General features: G+C 65.3%; 22 protein-coding genes. 10 read left to right on the top strand and 12 right to left on the bottom strand.

Going from position 1 to position 21,975, the window contains the following annotated elements; all coding sequences use genetic code 11:
* Positions 1-232 precede the first annotated feature (232 nt).
* From ACEN84_RS14035 to ACEN84_RS14025, 3 genes are all read right to left on the bottom strand, one after another.
* Positions 233-1,525: an NAD(P)/FAD-dependent oxidoreductase gene (locus ACEN84_RS14035; RefSeq protein WP_413711208.1), complete on the bottom strand. Its 1,293-nt coding sequence runs from the start codon at positions 1,523-1,525 to the stop codon at positions 233-235.
* A 7-nt stretch (positions 1,526-1,532) separates the two neighbouring features.
* Positions 1,533-2,699 (bottom strand): AI-2E family transporter, encoded by a 1,167-nt coding sequence (locus tag ACEN84_RS14030; protein WP_413711207.1) that lies wholly within the window; start codon positions 2,697-2,699, stop codon positions 1,533-1,535.
* A gap of 150 nt (positions 2,700-2,849) precedes the next feature.
* A complete protein-coding gene (locus ACEN84_RS14025) occupies positions 2,850-3,083 on the bottom strand; it encodes a hypothetical protein (protein ID WP_413711206.1) in 234 nt (77 codons plus the stop codon).
* A 271-nt stretch (positions 3,084-3,354) separates the two neighbouring features.
* Between ACEN84_RS14025 and ACEN84_RS14020 the strand changes: the two genes are divergently transcribed.
* On the top strand, positions 3,355-3,741 hold the full coding sequence (locus ACEN84_RS14020) for a DUF1236 domain-containing protein (RefSeq protein ID WP_162708749.1): 387 nt from the start codon (positions 3,355-3,357) through the stop codon (positions 3,739-3,741).
* Positions 3,742-3,840: 99 nt separating this feature from the next.
* Here the strand turns inward: ACEN84_RS14020 and ACEN84_RS14015 are convergent, their stop codons facing one another.
* Positions 3,841-5,367 (bottom strand): PLP-dependent aminotransferase family protein, encoded by a 1,527-nt coding sequence (locus ACEN84_RS14015; RefSeq protein WP_413711205.1) that lies wholly within the window; start codon positions 5,365-5,367, stop codon positions 3,841-3,843.
* An 81-nt stretch (positions 5,368-5,448) separates the two neighbouring features.
* On the opposite strand from ACEN84_RS14015, the gene ACEN84_RS14010 reads away from it, so the two are divergent.
* Entirely contained in the window at positions 5,449-6,612 is a 1,164-nt protein-coding gene (locus ACEN84_RS14010; RefSeq protein WP_413711204.1) for an MFS transporter, read from the top strand.
* 3 nt (positions 6,613-6,615) lie between these two features.
* Here ACEN84_RS14010 and ACEN84_RS14005 read toward each other — a convergent pair whose 3' ends face one another.
* Positions 6,616-8,121 (bottom strand): MFS transporter, encoded by a 1,506-nt coding sequence (locus ACEN84_RS14005; protein WP_413711203.1) that lies wholly within the window; start codon positions 8,119-8,121, stop codon positions 6,616-6,618.
* A 155-nt stretch (positions 8,122-8,276) separates the two neighbouring features.
* Between ACEN84_RS14005 and ACEN84_RS14000 the strand changes: the two genes are divergently transcribed.
* Positions 8,277-9,218 carry a LysR family transcriptional regulator gene (locus ACEN84_RS14000; RefSeq protein WP_413711202.1) on the top strand — a complete coding sequence of 314 codons (942 nt, stop codon included), beginning with the start codon at positions 8,277-8,279 and terminating at the stop codon, positions 9,216-9,218.
* On the opposite strand, the gene ACEN84_RS13995 is transcribed toward ACEN84_RS14000, so the two are convergent.
* Positions 9,196-10,191, bottom strand: coding sequence for an aldo/keto reductase (locus ACEN84_RS13995; protein WP_413711201.1), 996 nt, complete (start codon positions 10,189-10,191; stop codon positions 9,196-9,198). The two genes, ACEN84_RS14000 and ACEN84_RS13995, sit on opposite strands and share 23 nt — an antisense overlap.
* Positions 10,192-10,288: 97 nt before the next feature.
* Here ACEN84_RS13995 and ACEN84_RS13990 point away from each other — a divergent pair, with 97 nt between their 5' ends.
* Together ACEN84_RS13990 and ACEN84_RS13985 are read left to right on the top strand one after the other, a co-directional pair.
* Positions 10,289-11,218 carry an AraC family transcriptional regulator gene (locus tag ACEN84_RS13990; protein ID WP_413711200.1) on the top strand — a complete coding sequence of 310 codons (930 nt, stop codon included), beginning with the start codon at positions 10,289-10,291 and terminating at the stop codon, positions 11,216-11,218.
* Between the two features lie 56 nt (positions 11,219-11,274).
* Positions 11,275-11,769 (top strand): GNAT family N-acetyltransferase, encoded by a 495-nt coding sequence (locus ACEN84_RS13985; RefSeq protein WP_413711199.1) that lies wholly within the window; start codon positions 11,275-11,277, stop codon positions 11,767-11,769.
* Here the strand turns inward: ACEN84_RS13985 and ACEN84_RS13980 are convergent, their stop codons facing one another.
* Positions 11,770-13,110 carry an NAD(P)/FAD-dependent oxidoreductase gene (locus ACEN84_RS13980; protein WP_413711198.1) on the bottom strand — a complete coding sequence of 447 codons (1,341 nt, stop codon included), beginning with the start codon at positions 13,108-13,110 and terminating at the stop codon, positions 11,770-11,772.
* 124 nt (positions 13,111-13,234) lie between these two features.
* Entirely contained in the window at positions 13,235-13,501 is a 267-nt protein-coding gene (locus ACEN84_RS13975; protein WP_112719191.1) for a DUF2277 domain-containing protein, read from the bottom strand.
* Positions 13,502-13,637: 136 nt separating this feature from the next.
* Here ACEN84_RS13975 and ACEN84_RS13970 point away from each other — a divergent pair, with 136 nt between their 5' ends.
* A complete protein-coding gene (locus ACEN84_RS13970; protein ID WP_413711197.1) occupies positions 13,638-14,126 on the top strand; it encodes an HIT family protein in 489 nt (162 codons plus the stop codon).
* Between the two features lie 18 nt (positions 14,127-14,144).
* On the opposite strand, the gene ACEN84_RS13965 is transcribed toward ACEN84_RS13970, so the two are convergent.
* Positions 14,145-15,005 (bottom strand): VOC family protein, encoded by an 861-nt coding sequence (locus ACEN84_RS13965; protein WP_413711196.1) that lies wholly within the window; start codon positions 15,003-15,005, stop codon positions 14,145-14,147.
* Positions 15,006-15,286: 281 nt separating this feature from the next.
* Between ACEN84_RS13965 and ACEN84_RS13960 the strand changes: the two genes are divergently transcribed.
* Positions 15,287-15,697: a universal stress protein gene (locus ACEN84_RS13960; protein WP_112719193.1), complete on the top strand. Its 411-nt coding sequence runs from the start codon at positions 15,287-15,289 to the stop codon at positions 15,695-15,697.
* A gap of 35 nt (positions 15,698-15,732) precedes the next feature.
* Here the strand turns inward: ACEN84_RS13960 and ACEN84_RS13955 are convergent, their stop codons facing one another.
* Positions 15,733-16,191 carry a potassium channel family protein gene (locus ACEN84_RS13955; protein WP_130278770.1) on the bottom strand — a complete coding sequence of 153 codons (459 nt, stop codon included), beginning with the start codon at positions 16,189-16,191 and terminating at the stop codon, positions 15,733-15,735.
* Between the two features lie 163 nt (positions 16,192-16,354).
* On the opposite strand from ACEN84_RS13955, the gene cax reads away from it, so the two are divergent.
* Positions 16,355-17,506 (top strand): calcium/proton exchanger, encoded by a 1,152-nt coding sequence (gene cax / locus ACEN84_RS13950; RefSeq protein WP_203429351.1) that lies wholly within the window; start codon positions 16,355-16,357, stop codon positions 17,504-17,506.
* A 5-nt stretch (positions 17,507-17,511) separates the two neighbouring features.
* Here cax and ACEN84_RS13945 read toward each other — a convergent pair whose 3' ends face one another.
* The gene (locus tag ACEN84_RS13945; RefSeq protein ID WP_413711195.1) at positions 17,512-18,489 is read right to left on the bottom strand and encodes an alpha/beta fold hydrolase; all 978 of its coding nucleotides are present in this window, start codon (positions 18,487-18,489) and stop codon (positions 17,512-17,514) included.
* 173 nt (positions 18,490-18,662) lie between these two features.
* Here ACEN84_RS13945 and ACEN84_RS13940 point away from each other — a divergent pair, with 173 nt between their 5' ends.
* On the top strand, positions 18,663-19,106 hold the full coding sequence (locus tag ACEN84_RS13940) for an RrF2 family transcriptional regulator (RefSeq protein WP_203429353.1): 444 nt from the start codon (positions 18,663-18,665) through the stop codon (positions 19,104-19,106).
* A gap of 31 nt (positions 19,107-19,137) precedes the next feature.
* On the opposite strand, the gene ACEN84_RS13935 is transcribed toward ACEN84_RS13940, so the two are convergent.
* Positions 19,138-19,527 (bottom strand): DUF930 domain-containing protein, encoded by a 390-nt coding sequence (locus ACEN84_RS13935; RefSeq protein ID WP_112719198.1) that lies wholly within the window; start codon positions 19,525-19,527, stop codon positions 19,138-19,140.
* A 251-nt stretch (positions 19,528-19,778) separates the two neighbouring features.
* On the opposite strand from ACEN84_RS13935, the gene ACEN84_RS13930 reads away from it, so the two are divergent.
* On the top strand, positions 19,779-21,887 hold the full coding sequence (locus ACEN84_RS13930; RefSeq protein ID WP_413711194.1) for a S9 family peptidase: 2,109 nt from the start codon (positions 19,779-19,781) through the stop codon (positions 21,885-21,887).
* Positions 21,888-21,975: the final 88 nt, after the last annotated feature.

Raw genomic sequence — 21,975 nt, 5'->3', positions numbered from 1 at the left:
CCACCCCCCTCTGCCCTGCCGGGCATCTCCACCACAAGGGGGGAGATCGCCTGGGGGTGAGCCGCTCGACCACCGGGTCCCTATGCTCGTCACATGGACAAGGTAGGAGAGAGATGCGTTCGCCCAATCAACGTAGCCCGGGTGCCCGCCCCCAAGCCGATCTCCCCCCTTGTGGTGGAGATGCCCGGCAGGGCAGAGGGGGGTGGCCCCGGGTGAAGCGCCACGCGAAGAACTACCGCAACACCGTCTCCACCCCATACTCCCCAGCCCGAAAGCTCCGGAACCCCGGCCCGTCGCGATCCAGCGCGTAATCGTCAAACCAGTCGCGGTGAACGCCGGCCACCATCGCGCCGATCATCTGGGCGGCGAGGAAGGAGAAGGTGATGCCGTTGCCGCCGTAGCCGTAGGCGGCGTAGACGTTGGGCAGGCGGGGGACCGGGCCGATCAGGGGTAGGCCGTCGGCTGTTTCGCCGAAGGTGCCGCACCAGGCGGTGGCGATTTCGGTGTTGGCCTGCGGCCAGAGGCGCTGCAGCTTGTCGCGGATGATGCTTGCCTTGCCGGCGAGTTCGGCATCGCGCCTGTCGGGGTCGACTGTGGCGTCGTCCTCGCCGCCGGCGATGATCCGGTGGTCGGGGGTGGTGCGCACGTAGAGATAGGGATGGGCGTCCTCCCAGATCAGCGCCCGGTCGCGCCAGAGCGTTGCCGGATTCTGCGGCACGGTGGCGATCGCGAAGCTGGAGCTCACCTTGTGCAGCTTCGGCATGTCGATCTCGGGCATCGAATAGCCGGTGGCGAGCACGGCGGTATCGGCTTCGATGACGAAGGGGCCGTCGAGCTCGGCGGTGACCTTGCCGCCCTCGCTGTGCAGCCGCTTCACGGTGGCGCGTACCGGCATGGCTCCGCGTGCGATGGCGATCTCGAGCAGGCCCCAGGCGAGCAGCAGCGGATCGGCCTCGGCCGAACCGGGCGACAGGATGCCGGCATCGCGGTCGAGCTCGAACTGGGTGAAAAGGTCGCAATGTTCGAGATAGACGCCCGGCAGACCGGCGCGGCGGCGCAGCTGGCGTTCCTCGAAGAGATCGCGGGCGCCCTCATGGTTCTGGGCGAGATAGAGTGTCTGCCGCGGTTGGAAAGCGCAGGGCAGCGCATGGGCGGCGATCAACTTGGCAAGGCCGGATACGGCGGCGGCGCTGCGCCTGTACATGCCCGCCGCCCGCTCGAAGCCGTAGTAATGCTCCAGCTCTGTCAGCGTGCTGTCGATCTCCCATTGCAGCATGGCGGTGCTGGCGGCGGTCGAGCCGAGGCCGGGCTCTTCCTTGTCGATGACGATCACCGAGAGGCCGCGGGCCGTCAGGTGCTCGGCGGCGAGCGCGCCGGTTATGCCGCCGCCGATGACCAGCGCGTCGGTCCTGTAGCTTTGCGTCAGCGGCTCGTAGGCCGGGCCGCGGGCGCCGCGTCCCCACGGGCTGGCGCCGCTGCGCAACGCGTCCTGGCTTTCAGGATTGAATTCGACGCCACCGGCCATGGTCACCTCACTTCGGCAGTTGCGGCTGGACGCGCTCTTCGAGGAACAGCTCGTCGACGATGGTCATGACGATCAGCGACAGCGGCAGCGCCAGCATGGCGCCGACCGCACCCCACATCCAAGTCCAGAAGATGATGGCGAGGAAGACGACGAAGGGATTGATCTCCAGGCGGCGGCCCATGACGGCCGGGAAGATCAGGTTTTCCATCAACAGGTGGACGACGAAGAAGCAGGCGGCCGGCAGCAGGCCGATGACGATGCCATCGTGGGTGAGAATGCCAGCTACGGCGACCGCGAAGGTCATCATGGTGATGCCGAGATAGGGAATGAAGCTCGAGAGAAAGGCGAAGAAGCCCCAGAGCACGGGCGCCGAGAGCCCGCCTGCCCAAGCGATCAGCGTCATGATCACGCCGAGCCCGGCATAGATGATCGACGCCGTGGCGAAATAGAAGCCGAGCACCTGCTCGACCGAGCTGATGACGCGGATTGCGGCGAGGCGCTGCGGCCGCTCGCGGAAGGTCATGATGATCGTCTTGCGGAGATTGACCCGGCCGATCAGGAAGAGCAGCAACGCGGCAAAGAAGATCAACCCCTGCACCAGCGCCGGCGTCAGGTTGGCGGTGACGAGATGCAGCACATTGCCGGTGTTTTCCAGCAGCTTGTCGGCCGACATCGGGCCGCTCTGGAAGGTCTCGGGGGTGATATGCAGCCAGCGGATCTTTTCGAGATAGGGCATCAGCCGGTCGGTGGTCTTCTCGATGAAGGCCGGCCCTTCATCGAGCAGCGTAGTCACCGGCCCGGCCAGCGCATTGGAAACCAGGAAGATGACCAGCGCCACGGAGCTCGACAGGATCACCGCATTCGTGATGCGCGGCACGCCCATGCGCGACAGCTTCTCGGCGAGCATGCCGAGGATCATGCCGACGACGATCGCCAGTGTCAGCGGTATCAGAATCAGCGACATCTGATAGACGGCGGCCAGCCCGAGAATGCCGAAAATGCCGATGATCGCCCAGGCCATCGAAATATCGAGGCCGTCCTTCTCGACCCGGCGAACCGGCGCCTGCGGCATCTGTTCGGTGGCTGCCGAAAGCGTCTCGGCCCAGGCGCTCTTGTGCGAGCCGCCGATCGCGATCTTCCTTGCCTGCTTGCGGATGCCGTTGGCTATGCCCATGTCGATCTGTCCCCGGAAACCCCATTGCTTCGCCACGGAAACGCAAAGCGGCGGATTCGGTTCCGCAGCGGTTTCAGCGCGATCGAAGGTGTGGCGCGGAGACCACGAAAGACGGTGGACAGCCTATGCGGCAGGACGTGGTCCGGCGCCTCAACGGCCCCGGTCATGACGCGCCGGCTCCTGCGGCATCAGCCTGCGCCGCGTGCGCTCCAGCGCTTCGATGCGCCGGCATTCGCGGGCAACGGTTGCGGCGGTGACGTCCTTCCAGGGAGCGCCGTCGCTTTCCGATGCGATCACCCGGCCGCCGGATTCGATGAATTCGCAGAAGAGGCGCCGCGATCTGATCTCGCCCGAGAGTTCGGCGATGCGTGCCAGCCTGTCCATCCGCGTCTCCTTCATTCGGTAGATCAAAGGAGGGTTCGCCACGCGCGACGACGGCGAACCCTCGAACCCCGTCGTGCGATAGATTGGTCGCCAGCGCGCACAAGGTCTGCTGATGAGATAGGGCTTTCGCAACGCGCCGGTATCGGACCGAAGTCCTACCTCTGCCGCCTCTCCCGGCAGCCGCCGCGCCCTATCCGACCAAAGTCCGATATGCGGAACAAACTCGCCGCCGCGGCTTTTCCCACCCCACCAGACAGAAGGAGATTTGGTCATGAAAACAGTTCTTATCGCAGCAGCAATGACGTGTTTCGCAGCTTCCGCCTATGCCGACGGCGCCGTCACCGGCATGGTCGGCGGGGCAGCCACGGGCGCCATCGTCGGCGGCCCTGTCGGCGCCGGCGTCGGTGCTGTGGTCGGCGGCATTGCCGGCGGCGTCATCGATCCGCCGCCGCGCGAAGTCGTCACCTATGTCCAGCAGGCCCCGGTTCCGCAGCAGACCGTCGTGGTGCAGCAGCCGGTCCAGGTGGGCGCGGCCCTGCCCGCCGATGTCGTGGTGACGCCGGTGCCTGAGAACCCCAAATACGGCTATGTGGTGATGGGCCAGGAGCGCGTCATCGTCGAACCGCAGACCCGCAAGGTGGTCCAGGTCATCCAGTAATATCCCAGTAGTGCATCCGCCCTGGTTCCAGAGTGAAAACTCCCTGCGGATGCGCGGTGCAGGCGTTGGCTTCGGTCAACGCCTGTTTCGTTTTGCGCGCTATCTCGCGATGCTCGCAAACACCTTCGCCAGCCGCGCCGTCGCCACATCCGCCTCGGCAGCCGTCAAACCGGAGAAGCCGAGCAGCAGGCGCGGCTCGCTGGAGGCGGAGACATGCATCGGCGAGACCGGGATGACGACCACGCCGCCTTTCAGCGCCGCTTCGGCGAACGCGCGGTCGTCCGTCCATGTGCCGGTGCTTTTGACGGTGTAGTGGATGCCCTGTTCGGGGACAGGGGCGATCAGGTGTTCGGAGAGCCGGTCTTTCAACAGGAGAGCGAGATTGTCGCGGGCCGCGCGGTGGCTTTCGCGCAGGCGGCGCAGATGGGCGGGGAAATAGCCCTCGTTGAGGAAATCGGCGACGACGAGCTGGTGGAGCGGCGCCGGGAAGCGGTCGATGATCGGGCGCACGGCGCGGAAGGCGGGAACGAGGTCGTCGGGGACAATCAGATAGCCGACGCGGAAGCCCGGCAGCAGCGCCTTGCTGAAGGTGCCGGCATAGATGACGCGGCGCGTCGCATCGAGGCCCTGCAGCGAGGCGATCGGATGGCCCTCGTAGCGGAACTCGCTGTCGTAATCGTCCTCGATGATCCAGCTGCCGCGGGCCTGCGCGAAGGCGAGCAGCTCCAGCCGCCGGGCCAGCGGCAGGGCCGATCCCGAGGGATATTGGTGCGACGGTGTGACGTAGATCGCCGCCGGTGCCGGGCCGTCGTAGAGGGACAGATGCCCGGTGATCAGGCCTTCGCCATCGACAGGCAGGCCGGTGATCGCGGCACCGTTCAGCAGGAAGGCGAGCCGCGCCGGCGGGTAGCAGGGATCCTCGATCATCACGGTTTCGCCGGGCGATACGAGAACGCGGATGGCGAAATCCAGCGCCTGCTGCGTGCCTGAGGTGATGAAGATCTGGCCGGGATCGCAGCGCACCCCGCGCGAGGCCGCAAGATGGGCTGCCACCGCCTGGCGCAGCGAAAGCTCGCCCTGCGGATCGCGGTAACGGTCGCTGGCATAATCGATATGGCGATGGGCGAGCCGCTTCAGGAGCCCGGCGGTACGCTCGTCATGGATCACCCGGCCGGTGGCGAAGGCGACCTGGGCGGGCGGTGCAAGATCGGTGCGTATCGCCAGCCGTGCCGCCGTCGATATGCCGCGCCGCGCGCTGTTGTCGGCGGATTCGCGTGCGCCGGTGCTTCCTGTGGGCATCGGCGGCAGGCCGGAGGCGACATAGGTGCCGGAGCCATGCCGCCCTTCCGCGTATCCCTCGGCGATCAGCATCTCATAAGCTTCGGCGATCAGCCCGCGCGACAGCGACCATTCCGACGATGCCGTGCGCGTCGAGGGCAGCCGGTGGTCCGGCTGCAGCACGGCCGCGACGATGCCATCACGCAGCTGCAGATAGAGCTGGCGCACCGCCGGAACGGAGGAGGACGCGTCGATATCCGGCAGGAAGCCGGCGGCCGCGCTTTCGCGGCGCAGGGTGCGGGCGCTGGTCTTCGCGGCACTTGTCTTGCGGGGTGAAGTGGCTTGCATGGCTGGCTCAAAGTGGCTCTGGATATATCTTCAATTATTCACTTTTATCGAACCACTTTCAACCACTGTCCGGAAATGCCCATGCGCCCGTCTGCTGCACCCTTTCTCTTCACCGGCACCATGCTTGCTGCGGCAGGCTATGGCGCCACCTTCCTGTTTTCGGCCTATTACCGCGCCCATGGCGGCAGCGATGTCGATACCGGGCTGACGCTCGCCGCCGCCATGGCCGGAACCTTTACCGGCGTGCCGCTGGTCGGCTGGCTTTCCGGGCGGATCGATGCGGCACGGATGAGCGCGATCGCGAGTGCTGCCGTGGCGCTCGGCTTCCTGCTGCTCGCCTTTGCCGCGGGCGGCGGTCTCGGCCTGCCGCTGGTCTCCGGCTTCCTGATCGGGCTCGGCTGGGGAATGTTCTATATCGGCGCGCCGATGGCGCTGTCCGAGCGCGTCACCGATGCCGATCGCGGCTTCTGGTTCACCCGCTTCGGCGCCTTCCAGATGGCCGGCATCGGCGGCGGTCCGGTCATTCTCAATCTGGTGCTGAGCGAGGCCGGGCTCTCGGTCGAGGCGACCTTCATGCTGGTCGGCGCCGCCTGCCTTGCCGCTTCGCTGCTGCTCTGGATTTTCGGCTCGATGGCGCCGGGTGGGCAGCGAACATCGGCACTGCGCCCCTGGGTGCGGGATATCGGCGTGATTGCCCGCAGCGCCTCGATCAGGCCGATCCTGATGGTGGCGCTCGGCGCCTGCGTCTTCTCCGGCCTGCTGACCTTCCAGTCCTCGCTGGTGGCGGGCACGGGTGCGACGGCCGCAACCTTCTTCGCCGTCTATGCCGTCACCGTCGTTGCCGCCCGGCTTCTGCTTGCCCGCTTCCTGGCGACGCTGCCGCAGGCGCAGCTTGCCTCGGCTCTGCTGACCTCGATGTGCCTCGGAGTTGCCGCGATGTTCGGCGTCGGCCTCCATCCGGCCTTCCAGATCGTCTCGGCGATCCTGACCGGCATCGGCTACGGTCTCGTCTATTCGGTGATCCAGACCTGGGCCGTCAACAACACCGAGCCGCTTTATCGCCATGCGGCGCTGACCTGGTTCGTGATGTCCTATTTCGTCGGCATCTTCGGCTTCCCGGCCGTGGGTGGATGGGTGCTCGTCCATCTCGGCCGGGAAGTCTTTCTGTCGATCCTGCTCGCCGCAGCGCTGGCCGAACTCGCCATCGCCGCCAGCATCGGCCTGCGCCGGGTGCAGGCGGCGTGAGCCCTATTCCGCAGGGCTGGCGCAGGCGGCCTCTGCCGTCTCCGCCGGCCGGCGGCCGAGGAAGGCGATGACGATGACCGCGGTGAAGACCGTGACGCCTGCAAGCAGCACCAACAGCGAGCTGAAGGCCTGTGCATAGGCTGCGGCAAGCGCCTCGCCGGTCATGCCGGGGATCGATGCGCCAGCGGCCCGGAGATCGCCGGTCACCAGCCGTCGCGCTGCGGCTGCGGCGCCATCGCCGCCGAGCCTGGTGCCGATCAGGGCCGAGAGCACGGCGCTGACAACCGCCAGCGCCACGCCTTCGCCGGCAACGCGCGTGGTGCTGAAGATGCCGGTCGCCATGCCCGCCCGCTCCTTCGGCACGACACTGACGGCGAGCCCGTCCATCAGGCCCCAGGGCAGGCTGATGCCGGTGCCGATCATCATCAGCGGCGCGATCAGCAGCGCCGGATCGGAGGACGGCGTGGCCGACAGCCAGAACAGACCGCCCGCCGAAATCAGCAGGCCGCCGCTGCAGATGACCGCCGCCGAGAACCAGCGGGTCAGCATGCCCGCGACGACCGGCAGCACCAGCAGCGGCCCGGACAGCGCCACCATCATCTGACCGGCCTGAACCTCGCTCATGCCGTCGATGCCGACGAAGCGCACCGGCAGCAGGATCAGCAGCACCACGAAGGCATAGGCGGGTGCGGCCGCCAGCAGCTGCACGCCGACGAAGCGCGGGTAGCGGAACAGCGAGAGATCGAGCATCGGGCGGGCGACACTGCGCTCGATCCGCCAGAAGGCGACGAGAAGCGCCGCGGCGCCTGCAAGCAGCGTGGCAACCGGCAAGCTCGCCCAGCCCTGCTCCGGCGCCAGGAGCACGCCATAGGTCAGGAGTGCCAGCGCCAGGGTGAAGCTTGCAGCGCCCGGCCAGTCGAGACCGGCGGCATCGGGATCGCGGGTTTCATGCAGGAAGTTTGCGCCGAGCACGAAGGCGATCAGGCCGAGGACTGCCACCAGCGCGAAGATCGACCGCCAGCCGAAACTCTCGGCCATCAGCCCGGAGGCGATCGGCCCGAAAGCGAGGCCGACGCCGAAGCTGGCACCGACGATGCTGAAGGCCCGCATCCGCGCATTGCCCTCGAATTCCTGCGCCAAAGCGGCCATGCCGCTCGAGAAGGTCGCGGCCGCCCCCAGCCCCTGCAACGCCCGCAGGATATCGAACCAGAGGATATCGGGGGCGAAGGCGAGCATGACGGAGAAGATGAGGAAGGCCGTGAGCCCACTGAGGAACAGCCGCTTGCGGCCATAGGTATCGGCCAGCGTTCCCGCCGCCATCAGGCTGCTGCCGAAGGTCAGCATGAAGGCATTGGTCACCCAGTTCAGCGCGATCGGGCTGCCGCCGAGCGAATGGGCGATTGCCGGAAGCGCCACCGCGGGGCCGGTAAAGGTGAGCGGCATTGCCGCCGCCGCAGAGCAGATGCCGGCGAGCGCCAGGATCCGCTTGGACATGTCAGGTTTGGTCATGAGGTTTCCGCCTGTTCGAAAGAGAGGGCGTGCCGCCTTGAGCTTGGGAGGTCTATCGGCGGCAACGCAAACAGGATAAATTCGCTTCAATCATGCGATAAGCTCGCTATCTCTCCTGGCATAATGGAAAGATTCGCTCGAATGGATGGAATGAGATGGATCAGCTGAGCGGGCTTTCGGCCTTTGTCAGAACCGCCGATCTCGGCAGTTTCGTTGCCGCGGGCCGGGTGCTCGGCCTTTCGGCATCCGCAGTCGGCAAGGCGGTGACGACGCTGGAAAAGCAGCTTGGCGTGCGCCTCTTCCAGCGCTCGACGCGCAGCATCCGGCTGACGGAGGAAGGCCGCCTGTTCCACGAGCGCTGCCGCCGCGTGCTCGACGATCTCGAAGATGCGCAGGCCTCGCTTGCGGCAGCGGTGGCGACGCCGCGTGGGCGGTTGCGGCTCAGCGCGCCGCTGGTCAGCTACCATCTGCTGCTGCCGGTGCTGCCGGAATTCATCCGCCGCTATCCCGAGGTCGAGCTCGATCTCGACTTCAACGACCGGATCGTCGATCTGATCGACGAAGGCGTGGACGTGGCGATCCGCAGCGGCGATTTGCAGGATTCGAGGCTGATGTCGCGGGCGCTCAGGCCATTCCAGATGCTGCTCTGCGCCGCACCGGGCTATCTCGAAAAACACGGCACGCCGGAGACGCCGCAGGATCTGGCCGGTCATCTCGCCATCCGCTTCCGCTTTCCAAACAGCGGCAAGATCCAGGACTGGCCGCTGATGGAGGCAGGCGGCGCGGCTCTGGCGCCGCCCGGCCTGATGACCTGCAACAATATGGAGGCGCTGCGGGGCGCCGTGCTTGCCGGTCTCGGCATCGGCTGCATGCCGGATTTTCTGGCGCGGCGGCCGCTTGCCGATGGGACGCTGCGCAGCGTGCTCGGCGACCATATCGATGGCCCCGGCCAGTTCCATGTCATCTGGCCGTCGAACCGGCACCTGTCGCCGAAGGTTCGGGTGCTGGTCGATTACCTGATCGACACACTGTTTGCCGAGCGCTGCGACGAACCCGCAGCGCCCGGCCTTTCCGTTACCGGTCGACCGTCGGCATGATCCAGGAGGCGTAGCGGTCGCCGGAGACCTTTTCCGGAGCCAGCGCGGCGTCGAGGCTCTTCATGTCGGCGGCGGTAAGCGCGATGGCGGCGGCGCCGACATTTTCTTCCAGATAACTCTGGCGCTTGGTGCCGGGGATCGGCACGACGTCGTCGCCCTTGTGCAGCAGCCAGGCGAGCGCGATCTGCGCCGGGGTTGCCTGCTTGTCGCGGGCGATCGCGTGGACCACTTCGGCGGCCTTGACGTTTTCGTCGAAGTTTTCGCCCTGGTAGCGCGGGTCGTTATGGCGGTGATCGTTTTCCGGATATTCCTCGGCGCGCATCACCTTGCCGGTGAGAAAACCGCGGCCGAGCGGCGAGAAGGGCACGAGGCCGATGCCGAGTTCGCGCAGGACCGGGATGATCTCCGGCTCGAGATTGCGCTCCCACAGCGAATATTCGCTCTGCAGCGCCGTCACCGGGAAGACCGCGTGGGCCTTGCGGATGTTGGCGATACCGGCTTCCGACAGGCCGAAATACTTGACCTTGCCTTCCTTGACGAGCTCGCTGACGGTGCCCGCCACGTCCTCGATCGGCACGGTGCGGTCGACGCGGTGCTGGTAGAGGAGATCGATATGATCGGTCTGCAGCCGTTTCAGCGAACCGTCGACCGCCTTGCGGATATTGTCGGGATGGCTGGTCACTTCGCCGGGCACCTGCTTGCCGTCGACGATCTTGAAGCCGAACTTGGTGGCAATGGTCACCGCGCTGCGGCGGCCCTTGAAGGCGCGGCCGAGCAGGTCTTCGTTGGTGTGCGGTCCATAGACTTCGGCGGTGTCGAAGAAGGTGCAGCCGAGATCGACCGACCGGTGCAGCGCGCGGATCGCCTCGTCCTGATCGGCCGGGCCATAGGACTGGCTCATCGGCATGCAGCCGAGGCCGATTTCCGAGACTTCCAGACCCTGGCTGCCGAGTTTGCGCTTCTTGAGGCTCATGATGCATTCTCCATTCGTGATTGCGCCTGGAGACTGCGCCCGGACGGCCGAATTTCAAATACTTGTAAATTCCGATTACATGCGCGAAAATTCGAGAATGTCGAACGATCCCTTTTCAGACCTGCTGACGCTCACCAATGCGCAATCCGTCATCTCCGGCGGCTTCAAGATCGGCGGCGCCTGGTCGCTGCAGTTCCGGCCGCAGCAGATCAAGTTCTATGCGCTGCTGAAGGGCAGCTGCTGGCTGGATGTCGAGGGCGGCGCCGGGCCGGTGCGGCTGGAGGCCGGCGATACGTTCCTGGTCACCACCCGCGACTTCGTGCTCTCGACCGATCTGTCGCTCACGCCGGTCGAGGCAAAGCCGCTGTTTGCCACCTTCGAAGGCCGCGTCAAGCAGCTCACCGAAGAGACTGACGTCGAAATCATGGGCGGCCATGCCGGGCTCGATCCGGAGCGCGGCGCGCTGCTGACCGACGTCATGCCGCCCTTCATCCATGCGAAGGCCGGGTCGCCGCAGGCGGCCGTGCTGCAATGGGTGGTGGCGCAGATCGTTTCGGAACAGACGGCGGACCTGCCGGGCGGTTCGGTCGCCTCGGCGCAGCTGGCGCAACTGCTGTTCGTGCAGCTGCTGCGCGCCCATCTCGACCACGCCGGTTCGCTCTCCGCCGGCCTGCTGCGCGCCGTCAGCGACCGCCGCATCGCGCCGGCGCTTCGGCTGATGCATGCCGAGCCCGGCCGCGCCTGGCAGCTGGAAGAACTTGCGGCCGCCGCCGCGATGTCGCGCACCACCTTCGCCGTCTATTTCAAGCAGGTGGCCGGCATCGCCCCGCTCGCCTATCTCACGGAATGGCGCATGCGGCTTGCCGAGCGCTCACTGCGCGAAGACGACGTGCAGGTGGCGACGCTCGCCCGCACACTCGGCTACACCTCCGAAAGCGCCTTCTCCAACGCCTTCAAGCGCGTCACCGGCCGCGCGCCGAAGTTTTACCGGAACGACACGCGCGCCATGGCCGTGGCGGCGGAATAGGCTGACGGGGCGATCCGCGCATGATAGGGCTGCGGCAGTCAAACATGGATGCCGCGATGCCTGCCGAAATCTCCTTCCGCCAGCCCACCCCTGCCGATGCCGCGCGATGCTTCGAGATCGAGACCTCAGCCTATGAGGGCGATGAGGCGGCGACGCTGGAGAAGATCGCGACGCGGATCGCGCTCTATCCCGAGGGCTTCGTCATTCTCGAAGCGGACGGCAAGATTGCCGGTTTCATCAATAGCGGCTGCGCCTTCGAGGTCGTCATGTCGGACGAGGCGTTCAAGGAGCTGGTCGGGCATGATCCCGCGGCGCCCAACGCCGTCATCATGTCGGTGGTCGTCGACCCCGCCGAACAGGGCAAAGGCTATTCGAAGCTCCTGATGCAGCATTTCATCTCGCGGATGAAGGCGATGGACAAGAAGACCATCCACCTGATGTGCAAGGAGGCGCATGTGCCGCTTTATGCCAGGATGGGCTATCGCTACACCAGGCCCTCCGCCTCCGATCACGGCGGCATGGCCTGGCATGAGATGGCCATGGAGCTCTGATCAGATTGCCGGGCCAAGCCTTATCGGGCTGCCGTCGGAGAAGCGCGCGAAGCGGAAGCGGTCGAGCCTGTGGCCGGTGTCGTTGCCCTGGATCAGGTCGGACATGACGCGGCCGATGCCCGGGCCGATGCCGAAGCCGTGGCCGCTCATGCCGGTGGCGACGAAGAGGCCGCCGATGGCAGCGATGCGATCGACGACAGGCACGACGTCGGGCATCGCATCGATCATCCCTGCCCATGTCGTCTTCAGGCGCAAGTCTTTGAATTGCGGGAAGAGCGTGGTGAAGCCGCGCCTGATCGAGGCGAGATCGGACGCTCCGGGCGCCGGGTTCAGCACACGCATACGCTCGAAGGGGCTCTTGCTGTCGGGCGTCCAGTCGCGCGGCGTCGACCAGCTGTCGGGAAAGCCCGCGGGGGCGGCCGGGAGATAGCGCGTGCCGAAGGGATGGTCGAGCAGCGCCGGGAGATACTTGGTGGCGTTGCGGAAGGCATCGGGGCCGACGAAGAGCAGATTGCTGCCGCCCGGCGCCAGCGTATAGCCACCGTCCTGCCTGCGCCGGAAGGCGATATCGTCCTCGATCGCCGCGCCTGCATGAAATTCCGGCAGCGGTTCCGTCGCCGCCACGGTGGCGCGCACACTGAGCTGCGGGATCGAGACGCCATGCTTCCTCAGGAACAGCGACGACCAGGCGCCGCCTGCGACCAGCACCGTCGATGTGGAAATCCTGCCGCCCTCGGTCCAGACGCCGGCGATGCGGCCGGCCGCGGTATCGAGCGCCCTGACGGCGCAATTCTCGATGATCCTGACACCCTTGCGGGCGGCAAGCCGCGCCAGCGCCGGAACGGCGAGCCAGGGCTCGGCGCGCATATCCGACGGCGTCGTCATCGCACCGGCATAGCGGCGCGCCATGCCGCCGATTCGCGAGGCAACCTCCGCGCCATCGAGAAGCCGGGTATCGAGATCGTGGGCGGCGGCGATCTGCATGAATTTCGCGAACTTCGCCATGTCCTTGTCGGTGCGGGCCAGATAGGTGACGCCGGCCTGCCGCAGGCCGATATCCTCGCCGCATTCGTCCGCGAGCTGCTGCCACAGACGGCAGGCTTCGATCACGATCGGCAACTCGTCGGGATCGCGGCCCTGCTTGCGGATCCAACCCCAGTTGCGCGACGACTGCTCGGCGGCGATGCGCCCCTTTTCCAGAAGCGTGACCTGGATATTGCGCGCCGCCAGGAAGAGCGCGGTGCTGACGCCGATCACCCCGCCACCGACGATGACCACCTCCGAGCTTTCAGGCACCGGGCTGGAATGGTTGACAGGATCGGCTTCGGAGAAGGGAAACATCAGGGAGGATCTTGCTGCATGAGGAGTGTCAGCCGATCCCTAGCCTTCCGTTAGCATCCGTTCAAGCATGGTTATGCTGCGTTTTGGCAGTGCCCGGAACGATCTTTGCGGCGCATTGCTTTCCTCAGGCGAAACGCAGCGCCGAGCGCGCTTTCGCCTTGGCTGCCTCTTCCTCGCGGTCGCGCGGCGGCTGCGAGGTTTCCAGCGACTCCAGCAATTCGGCGGCGCATCGGGCGATCGACTGTACGGCATGTTCGAAGGCCGCTTCGTTGCGCTTCGACGGCTTGTTGCTGCCGCTCAGCTTGCGCACGAATTGCAGCGCCGCATCATGGATCTCCGCCTCCGTGGCCGGCGGATCGAAATTGAACAGCGGTTTGATATTCCGGCACATGGCCCGCATCCTCCTCGTCTCGGCGCCGCGAAAGCGCCGCGGCACAAGGGAAAGCTAGCGGTATCGGCGGCAATTACAACGGATCGGGTGTCCCGGGTGGCTTTCAGTCTGAGCGGACAGCCTGTTAAGCTCAGGCATGACCAGCGCCATCCCTTCAGACTATCTCATCGGCGGGACTTCCGATTGGAGCGTCAACCACCGGATCAATTCGGCCTTGCCAGGCTATCTGATGATCAGTTCGACTGCCGATACGAGCAGTCTGAGCGACCTATCCGCCGACGCGCTGAGTGCGATGGGGATGGTTTTTGCCAAGGTGCAGCGGGCGTTGAGCGATGTCCTCGGCGCCGAGCGGGTCTATATCGGCCGCTACGGGCATTCGCCGGGCTATCCGATCCATTTCCATGCCATCCCGATCTATGGCTGGGTCGAGGAGCTCTTCTGGAGCGATGCGCGCTACCGGGTGCTCGAGCGCTTCGCGGATGGGCCGGGAGAGACGCCGACCGATGGCGCGGAGCTGACGCTTTTCGTCTGGCGCGAGTTCTGCGAGCGCAAAGACCCGCCGCCGATCAAGGGTCCGCCTGTGACCGAGACGATCTCTATGCTGCGCCGGACCCTTCAGTTCTGAAGGCAAGGTGCGAGGCGCTCACGCCGTCAGCGTCAGGCCGATCCCCCAGGGGTCCCTCAGGAACACGCCGCCGTCGCGGGCTTCGGCCTTGATCTCGAGCTTGTCGAGCGCGGTCTTGGCGGTGTCGAGGGCGGTTTTGTCGTTGAAGTGCAGGGAGTAGTCGGCAAGGCCGGTCATCGTCTCGCTGCGGGTGCCGGCGCCGCGGCTGTTCCAGATGTTGGCGGCGACGTGGTGGTGGTAGCCGCCGGTGGCGAAGAAGCTGGCGCCGGGATAGCGGGCCATGATCTTCAGGCCGAGGACGTCGCGGTAGAAGGCGTCGGCTTCGGGGATATTGCCGACCTGCAGATGGATGTGGCCGATCGCCGTGCCGTCAGCCATGCCGTTCCAGCGATCATCAGGGGCGCTGTCATAGAGCGCCTGGAGGTCGAGGCGGTTGGTCGCCATTTCCACCTGGCCGTCCTGATGGAATTTCCAGACGTCGTGCGGGCGGTCGGCATAGATCTCAATGCCGTTGCCTTCGGGGTCGGAGAGGTAGATCGCCTCGCTGACGAGATGGTCGGAAGCGCCGTCGAGCACGACATTGTTATGCGCGGCATGGCGCAGCCAGCGGGCAAGCTCGGTACGGTCGGGCATCAGGAAGGCGGTGTGGAAGAGGCCGGCGGCGTTGCGCGGCGCGGTCTGCGCGTTGCTATCCGTCGTCAGCGTCAGAAGCGGCAGGCCGGCGACGCCGAGCACCTCGCCGCTCGCGGTCTTCTCGATGACCTTGAGGCCGAGCATCGACTGGTAGAAGCCGGAAACGGCGGCGAGGTCCTTCACGACCAGATGCGAATGGCCGACATGGGCAGGGCGCGTCAGCGCGTAGGAAGTCTCAGATGTCATCGGTCTCTCTCCCGCCATCAGTTGCGAAGGTGTACCGGCGGTGGCGGCGAAGGCGCCGCCTGTGGCAAGCTCGAGGAATGTTCGCCGGTTCATGATCTCATGGTCCCCTCGGCCGCTGTACTTGCATCCTATATGGCGCATTCCGATTGTTCGCAGAAGACGGGTTTTTGCGGATAAATCGTTCAACATCTGTTGACGCAGTGGGCGCCGCCGCTTGATCCGTATCAAAGCGCCTTATCTATCCTCCGGTAGAGTGGATGCAGTTCATACCGGAGCAGATCATGTACAAGAAAATCCTCGTTCCCATCGAAATCGGCAGTATCGACCGCGGCGAGAAATCGCTGCGCAAGGCGGCGACGCTGCTCGACGAAGGCGGCGAGATCATCCTGCTGAACGTCGTCGAGGACGTGCCGACCTATGTGGCGATCGACCTTCCGGCCGAACTCGTCGAGAACGCCATGAAGGACGGCCGGGCGCGGCTGGAAACCCTGCGGCTGAAGACCGGCATCCCCGCCAGCATCGAGATCGGCCGCGGCCCGCCCGCCAACGGCATTCTGGTGGCCGCCGAAACCCACGGGGCCGACCTGATCATCGTCGCCTCGCATATCCCCGATTTCTCCAACTATTTCATCGGCGCCACCGCGGACCGCGTGGTGCGGCACGCGAAATGCTCGGTGCTGGTGGATAGGTAGGAACCCGTTCTTCCCGGACAGGAGGAAAGGGGCAGTCACCCCCTGCCCTTTTCTCCATCCTCCTGGAAATAGAGCCTCTGGATGATGGCCATGATCAGGGCTGTGGCCCAGCCGAAGATGATCCAGCCGTTGACCGCTTCGAAGACCGAGACCTGGCGCCAGTCCTGGCCGAGGACGATGTCGCCGTAGCCGACGGTGGTGAAGGTGGTGGTGGAGAAATAGACGGCATCCTCGAAGCTCGGCAGCGCGCCGATGAGATAATAGACCAGCGCCCAGAGGCAGATGTCGAGGATGATCGGCACCAGCAGGTAGCTGACCCAGACGACGGTCGCCAAAGTGGCGTGGCGGGTCAGATAATGCGGGTCGATGCGCCGGAAGACCCTGAGGCCGGCAGCCATGAAGATTGCCTGGATGGCGACCGTGGCGGCAATCAGCGCCGTCGCGAGGAGAAGCTTGGCGAACACTGTGCCTCCCGGGATGGATGCGGCCCGCATGGAGCGGCCTTCGCTTCACGATAACAGCTCTGCCCGAGGCTGCATTGAAGAGGATCAATCACCCCGCCCTGCAAAGACTGAAAATCCGCCACCGGCATCGCGAGGCTTGATCGCGGTCAATGCATGAAGGCTGCCTGCGCCGTAGCGTGGGACGTTTCGAAATATGGCGGAGGCGGCTGTGCAGAACGTTCAGCAGACGGGTGGACATTCGCGGCCCTCGGGCATCCTGGCTGCCGCGATCGCCGAGCTTCGCGCCATGCCGCTGCTCGCCCTCCTCGTCTTCGTGCCGGTGGTGATCCTGACGGAGATGGCTGCACCCGAGGCGCATACGCTGCTCTTCATACTCTCGGTACTGGCGATCGTGCCGCTGGCCGCACTTCTGAGCCGGGCGACGGAAGCGGTTTCGGCGCGCACGGGTGACGCCGTCGGCGGACTGCTGAACGCGACGCTCGGCAATCTCACCGAACTGGTGATCGCGCTCGCCGCGCTGCAGGCGGGCGAATATCTGCTGGTCAAGGCGTCGATTGCAGGCGCGATCGTCACCAATACGCTGTTCATGCTCGGCGGCTCGTTCCTGCTCGGGGGATTGAAGCATCATGTGCAGGAGTTCAATCGCGTCAGCGCCCGGTTCCAGGCCTGCCTGTTGTTTCTGGCGACCGTCGCCGTGCTCGTGCCGTCGCTGATCGGCAATAACGGGCAGAAGCCGGAGACGCTGCATCAGCTCAGCCTCGGCCTGGCGATCATCCTGATTGCCGTCTATGCGATGGGCATGCTGTTTTCGCTGAAGACCCATCGCGAGCTCTTCGCCAGTGTCGGCGAGGCGGCGGAGGAGCATGGCGGCTGGCGGCTTTCGACCAGCATCACGGTGCTTGTCGTCGTGACGCTGTTCGTGGCGCTGATCAGCGAGGTCTTCGTCGGCTCGGTGCAGGCGGCGGCCGAGAGCATGGGCATGAGCCCGGCCTTTGTCGGCTTCATCGTCGTGGCCCTGGTCGGCGCTGCCGCCGAGATGGCGGCGGCCTTTTCCGCGGCGCGCGCCAACCGGCTCGATCTCAGCGTCGGCATCGCGCTCGGCAGCGCCTCGCAGATCGCCCTCTTCGTCGCCCCCGTCCTCGTCATCCTCAGCTACTTCATCGGTCCCGAGCCGATGTCGCTGGAATTCTGGCCGGGCGCCGTCGCCATGATCTTCATCTCGACGATGGCGGCGAGCCTGCTTTCGAATGGCGGACGCGGCGCCTGGTATGTGGGCGTGCTGGCGCTCGCCGTCTATTCGGTCTTCGGGCTGACGCTGTTCCTGCTGCCGCCCGCCTCTCCCTGAAGCCTTCAGGCATCCAGCTGCTTGAGGAAAGCGATCATCCGCTCCGACACCTCGGCGGGGCGTTCCTGCTGCAGCCAGTGACCGGCGCCGGGGAGGATGTGAGAGCCGCGGAGCTGCGGCACCAGCGCGGGCATGGCGGCGATGATTTCGGGCATGCCGGGGATGGCGAGGCCGGGGTCTCGTTCGCCGGTCATGAACAGCGCGGGGATCGCGACGCGCTGGCCGGCATTGGCCTGCTGGAGTTCCCAGTTGCGGTCGAGATTACGGTAATAGTTGAGGCCGCCGGTGAAGCCCGACGCCTTGAAATCCGCGACCAGTCTCTCGAAATCGGCGGGGGGTAGCCAGGCGGGAAGTTCCGCCGGATCGGGCAGCGCGGCGAGCAGGCCTGTGCTGCGGCTGACCATCGAGAACGGATTGGGCGTGGTATCGCCGGGCTTTCTCGGACCCGCCTCGCCACTCGCCGCATGGAGGATCCTGCGCAGCGTCAGCGCGGGGTCGCGCTCGAATTCGGCTTCGGCGAGACCCGGCTCCTGGAAATAGAGCGTGTAGAACAGCGCCTCGTCATTCTGCGGAAAGATCTTCGAGGGCAGCACTGGCGGCAGGCCCATCATCGGCACGCTCAGCGCAATGACGGCCTTGAACCTGTCGGGCCGCAGGAGGGCAGCCTGCCAGGCGATCGTCGCGCCCCAGTCGTGACCGGCGATCACCGCCTTCTCCTCGCCGAGCGCATCCATCAGCGCGATGAGATCGCCGACGGCGTGGAAGACGGTGTATTGATCGATGCGCTCTGGCGCCGCCGTCTTGCCGTAGCCGCGCAAATCCGGCGCCACGGTGCGATAGCCAGCCCTGGCAAGGGCGGCGACCTGATGGCGCCAGGCATGCTTGCTTTCCGGAAAGCCGTGGCAGAGCAGCACGAGCGGCCCGGAGCCCGCCTCCAGGATGCCCGTCCTGATCGTTCTCGTCTCGATGACTGTCTCATTCATGATGGGCTCCTGATTTGTTGCCTTGGCGCCGGAAACTGAGATAACCAAGGCCGGTGCGGCGAGTAGAAACTGGCGGCGCAGCATGAGTGCTCCTTTTATCCGTAACAATATCTGTTACAGATAGGCGAGGCCGTCAAGATAGCGTAACAATAATTGTTGCGGAAAGGTTCGCGATGAAGACCGATGGCCGGCTTTCCCGGATGCTGCATGTGCTGGTGCATATGGGCCTGCTCGGCGGCAGGGAGACGTCGGAACGGATCAGCCAGATGCTGAACACCAATCCCGTCGTCGTGCGCCGGACGCTGGGGGCGCTGCGCGAACATGGGATCGTGGAATCGGAAGGCGGGCGCGGCGGCGGCTGGAAGCTCGTGCGGACGCTGGATGAGGTGACGGTGCTGGATGTGCAGCGGGCGCTGAACGAGGGAGCGATCCTGCCGGCGCCGCTTTCGCGCGATCACCCCTCCTGCCCTGTCGAGCGCGCCTCGAATTCCGTGCTGCAGATGGCGCATGCGGCGGCCGAGAAAGAGCTGCTGGCGCGCTACGCGGCGACGACGCTCAGGGAGATCGCCGACATGGCGATCGTCGATCAGGGCAAGGTGCCGCCGAAGCTTGCGTGATCCGTAAAATCAGGCCGATGGGCCGATTGCCTCAATCGTAGAGGTAATACTTCGTCCAGGTATCCTTCGGCACTTTTTCGCCGATCTGGTATTCGAGCTCGCGGACATTGATGTGCTGCGGGCCGGTGATGCAGGTGTAGGAGAGATGGTACCAGTCGCCCTTGCTGCGGAAGACCGCGCCGGGGGCGACGAGGCGGTCGTCGCTCGGGACCGGGTCCTTGAAGGTATAGGCGATCACCTTGTCCGGCTTGAAGCCGGTCTTGTCGCTGTTGATGCGGCTCATCGCTTCGGTATCGCAGCTCTGTTCGAGGCGGGTCGCGGGATCGAGCTTTTCAAGCTGCTTCTTGATGGCGGGATCGACGGCGAAGGCGGACGAGGCAAGGCTGAGAAGCGATACGGACAGGACCAGGCATTTCGGCATTTAGGAATAATCCCTCTATCTGCTCAATCCGGAACGAGTCTCCGCCAGACGCCCCCGTCATCTCCGTCTGGCCAAGCGCAGGTCCCGCGCGATGGTAGCGGACTTTCTTAAACAATGTGGTGACATCAAGGCAACGTGAGGAAGACTTCGATTTAGCAGGAGCTTATCCACCGATGCTTGCGCGGCGCTTGATTGCATCCCGCAGCACCTCTATCTCTTCCCCACCGCAATACCGATCCGGAGCTTTTCATTTGTCCGTTTTCAAGAACCTGCCGAACCCGCCCGCCGCCCCGAAGAAGCCCGTGACAGACACGCGCCACGGCATTACCAGGACGGATGATTATGCCTGGCTGCGCGCCGACAACTGGCAGGCGATGTTCAAGGATCCCGAGATCCTCGACCCCGAGATCCGCAAGCATCTGGAAGCCGAAAACACCTATATGAACGCGGCGATGGAAGACACCAAGCCGCTGCAGAAGGTGCTGTTTTCCGAGATGCGCGGGCGCATCAAGGAAGACGACAGCTCGGTGCCGATGAAGGATGGCGGTTTCGCCTATGGCACGTTCTTCGTCACCGGCGGCGAACAGCCGCACTATTTCCGCATCCCGCGCGACGGCGACACCAAGGACGAGACGATCCGCGCCGTGCTGCTCGACGGCGACAAGGAAGCCGCCGGAAAGAGCTATTTCCGCCTCGGCGGCCTCGACCACTCCACCGATCACAGCCGCGGCATCTGGGGCTATGACGACAAGGGCTCGGAATTCTTCACGCTGAAGGTTCGCGATCTCGCAACCGGCGAAGATCTCGCAGATGTGATCGAGAATACCGGCGGCGGCGGCGTCTGGGCGCCCGATGGCAAGAGCTTCTTCTACTCGGCGCTCGACGAGAACCACCGCCCCTCGAAGGTGTTCCACCACATTCTCGGCACGCCGCAGAGCGAGGACCGGCTGGTCTACGAGGAGAAAGATCCGGGCTTCTTCATGGGCGTCGGCGGCTCGCTGCTCGACGACTTCATCTATATCGACATCCACGACCACGAGACCTCGGAATACCGGCTGCTCTCGACCAAGGATCTGACGGCCGAACCGAAGATTGTCGCCGAGCGCGAGGAAGGCATCGAATATACGCTGACCGAGGGCGGCGACGTCTTCTACATCCTGACCAATGACGGCGATGCCAAGGATTTCAAGATCGTGGAAGCGCCGGTCAATGCACCTGATAAGGCAAACTGGCGCGAGATCGTGCCGCACAAGCCGGGCACGCTGATCATCAACCACATGGCCTTTGCCCGCCATCTCCTGTGGCTGGAGCGCAAGGACGGCCTGCCGCAGATCATGATCCGCGACCGCAAGACGGGCGAGGAACATGCGATCGCCTTTGCCGAGGAGGCCTATTCGCTGGGTCTCTCGGGTGCTGCCGAATACGACACCGACGTCATCCGCTTCTCCTATTCGTCGATGACGACGCCCTCGCAGCTTTACGACTACAACATGGTGACGCGCGAGCGGACGCTCCTGAAGACGCAGGAAGTGCCGTCGGGCCATAACCCGGACGATTACGTCACCCGCCGTGTCTTCGCGCCCGCCTGGGACGGCGAGACCGTGCCGGTCACCCTGCTCTACCGCAAGGACACCGCGCTCGACGGCTCGGCGCCGTGCCTGCTCTATGGCTACGGCGCCTACGGCATTACGATCCCGGCCGGGTTCAACACCAACTGCCTGTCGCTCGCCGACCGCGGCTTCGTCTATGCCATCGCCCATATCCGCGGCGGCAAGGACAAGGGTTTTGCCTGGTATGAAAACGGCAAGATGGAATTCAAGACCAATACGTTCAAGGACTTCATCGCCGCGGCTGACTATTTGAATCAGCAGACGTTCACCTCCTACGCTGGTATCATCGCCGAGGGCGGATCGGCGGGCGGCATGCTGATGGGGGCGATCGCCAACATGGCCCCGGAGAAATTCGCCGGCGTCATCGCCGCCGTTCCCTTCGTCGATGTGCTGAACACCATGCTCGACGACACCCTGCCGCTGACCCCGCCGGAATGGCCCGAATGGGGCAACCCGATCGAGAGCCGGGAAGAATACGAACAGATCGCCGCCTACTCGCCCTACGACAATATCGGCGCCAAGGCCTATCCGCCGCTGCTCGCGCTCGGCGGCCTGACCGACCCGCGGGTGACCTATTGGGAACCGGCGAAATGGGTGGCCAAGCTGCGTGAGAAGACGACGGGCGACGCGCCGATCCTGCTGAAGACCAATATGGATGCCGGGCATGGCGGTGCATCCGGACGCTTCCAGCGGCTGGAGGAGATTGCGTTCGAATATGCGTTTGCGATCAAGGTTGCGGGGAAGATGTAGGGCGTTGGTGGGCGTGGGGGTTACCCCCCTCTGCCCTGCCGGGCATCTCCCCCACAAGGGGGGAGATCGGCTTGTGGTTGGCTCCCCG

It is taken from the genome of Rhizobium sp. Rhizsp82 (assembly GCF_047325115.1).
Taxonomy (GTDB): Bacteria; Pseudomonadota; Alphaproteobacteria; order Rhizobiales; family Rhizobiaceae; genus Rhizobium.
The sequence above is the reverse complement of the archived record's forward strand: the minus strand, read 5'-3'. Positions and strand labels throughout refer to the sequence as shown.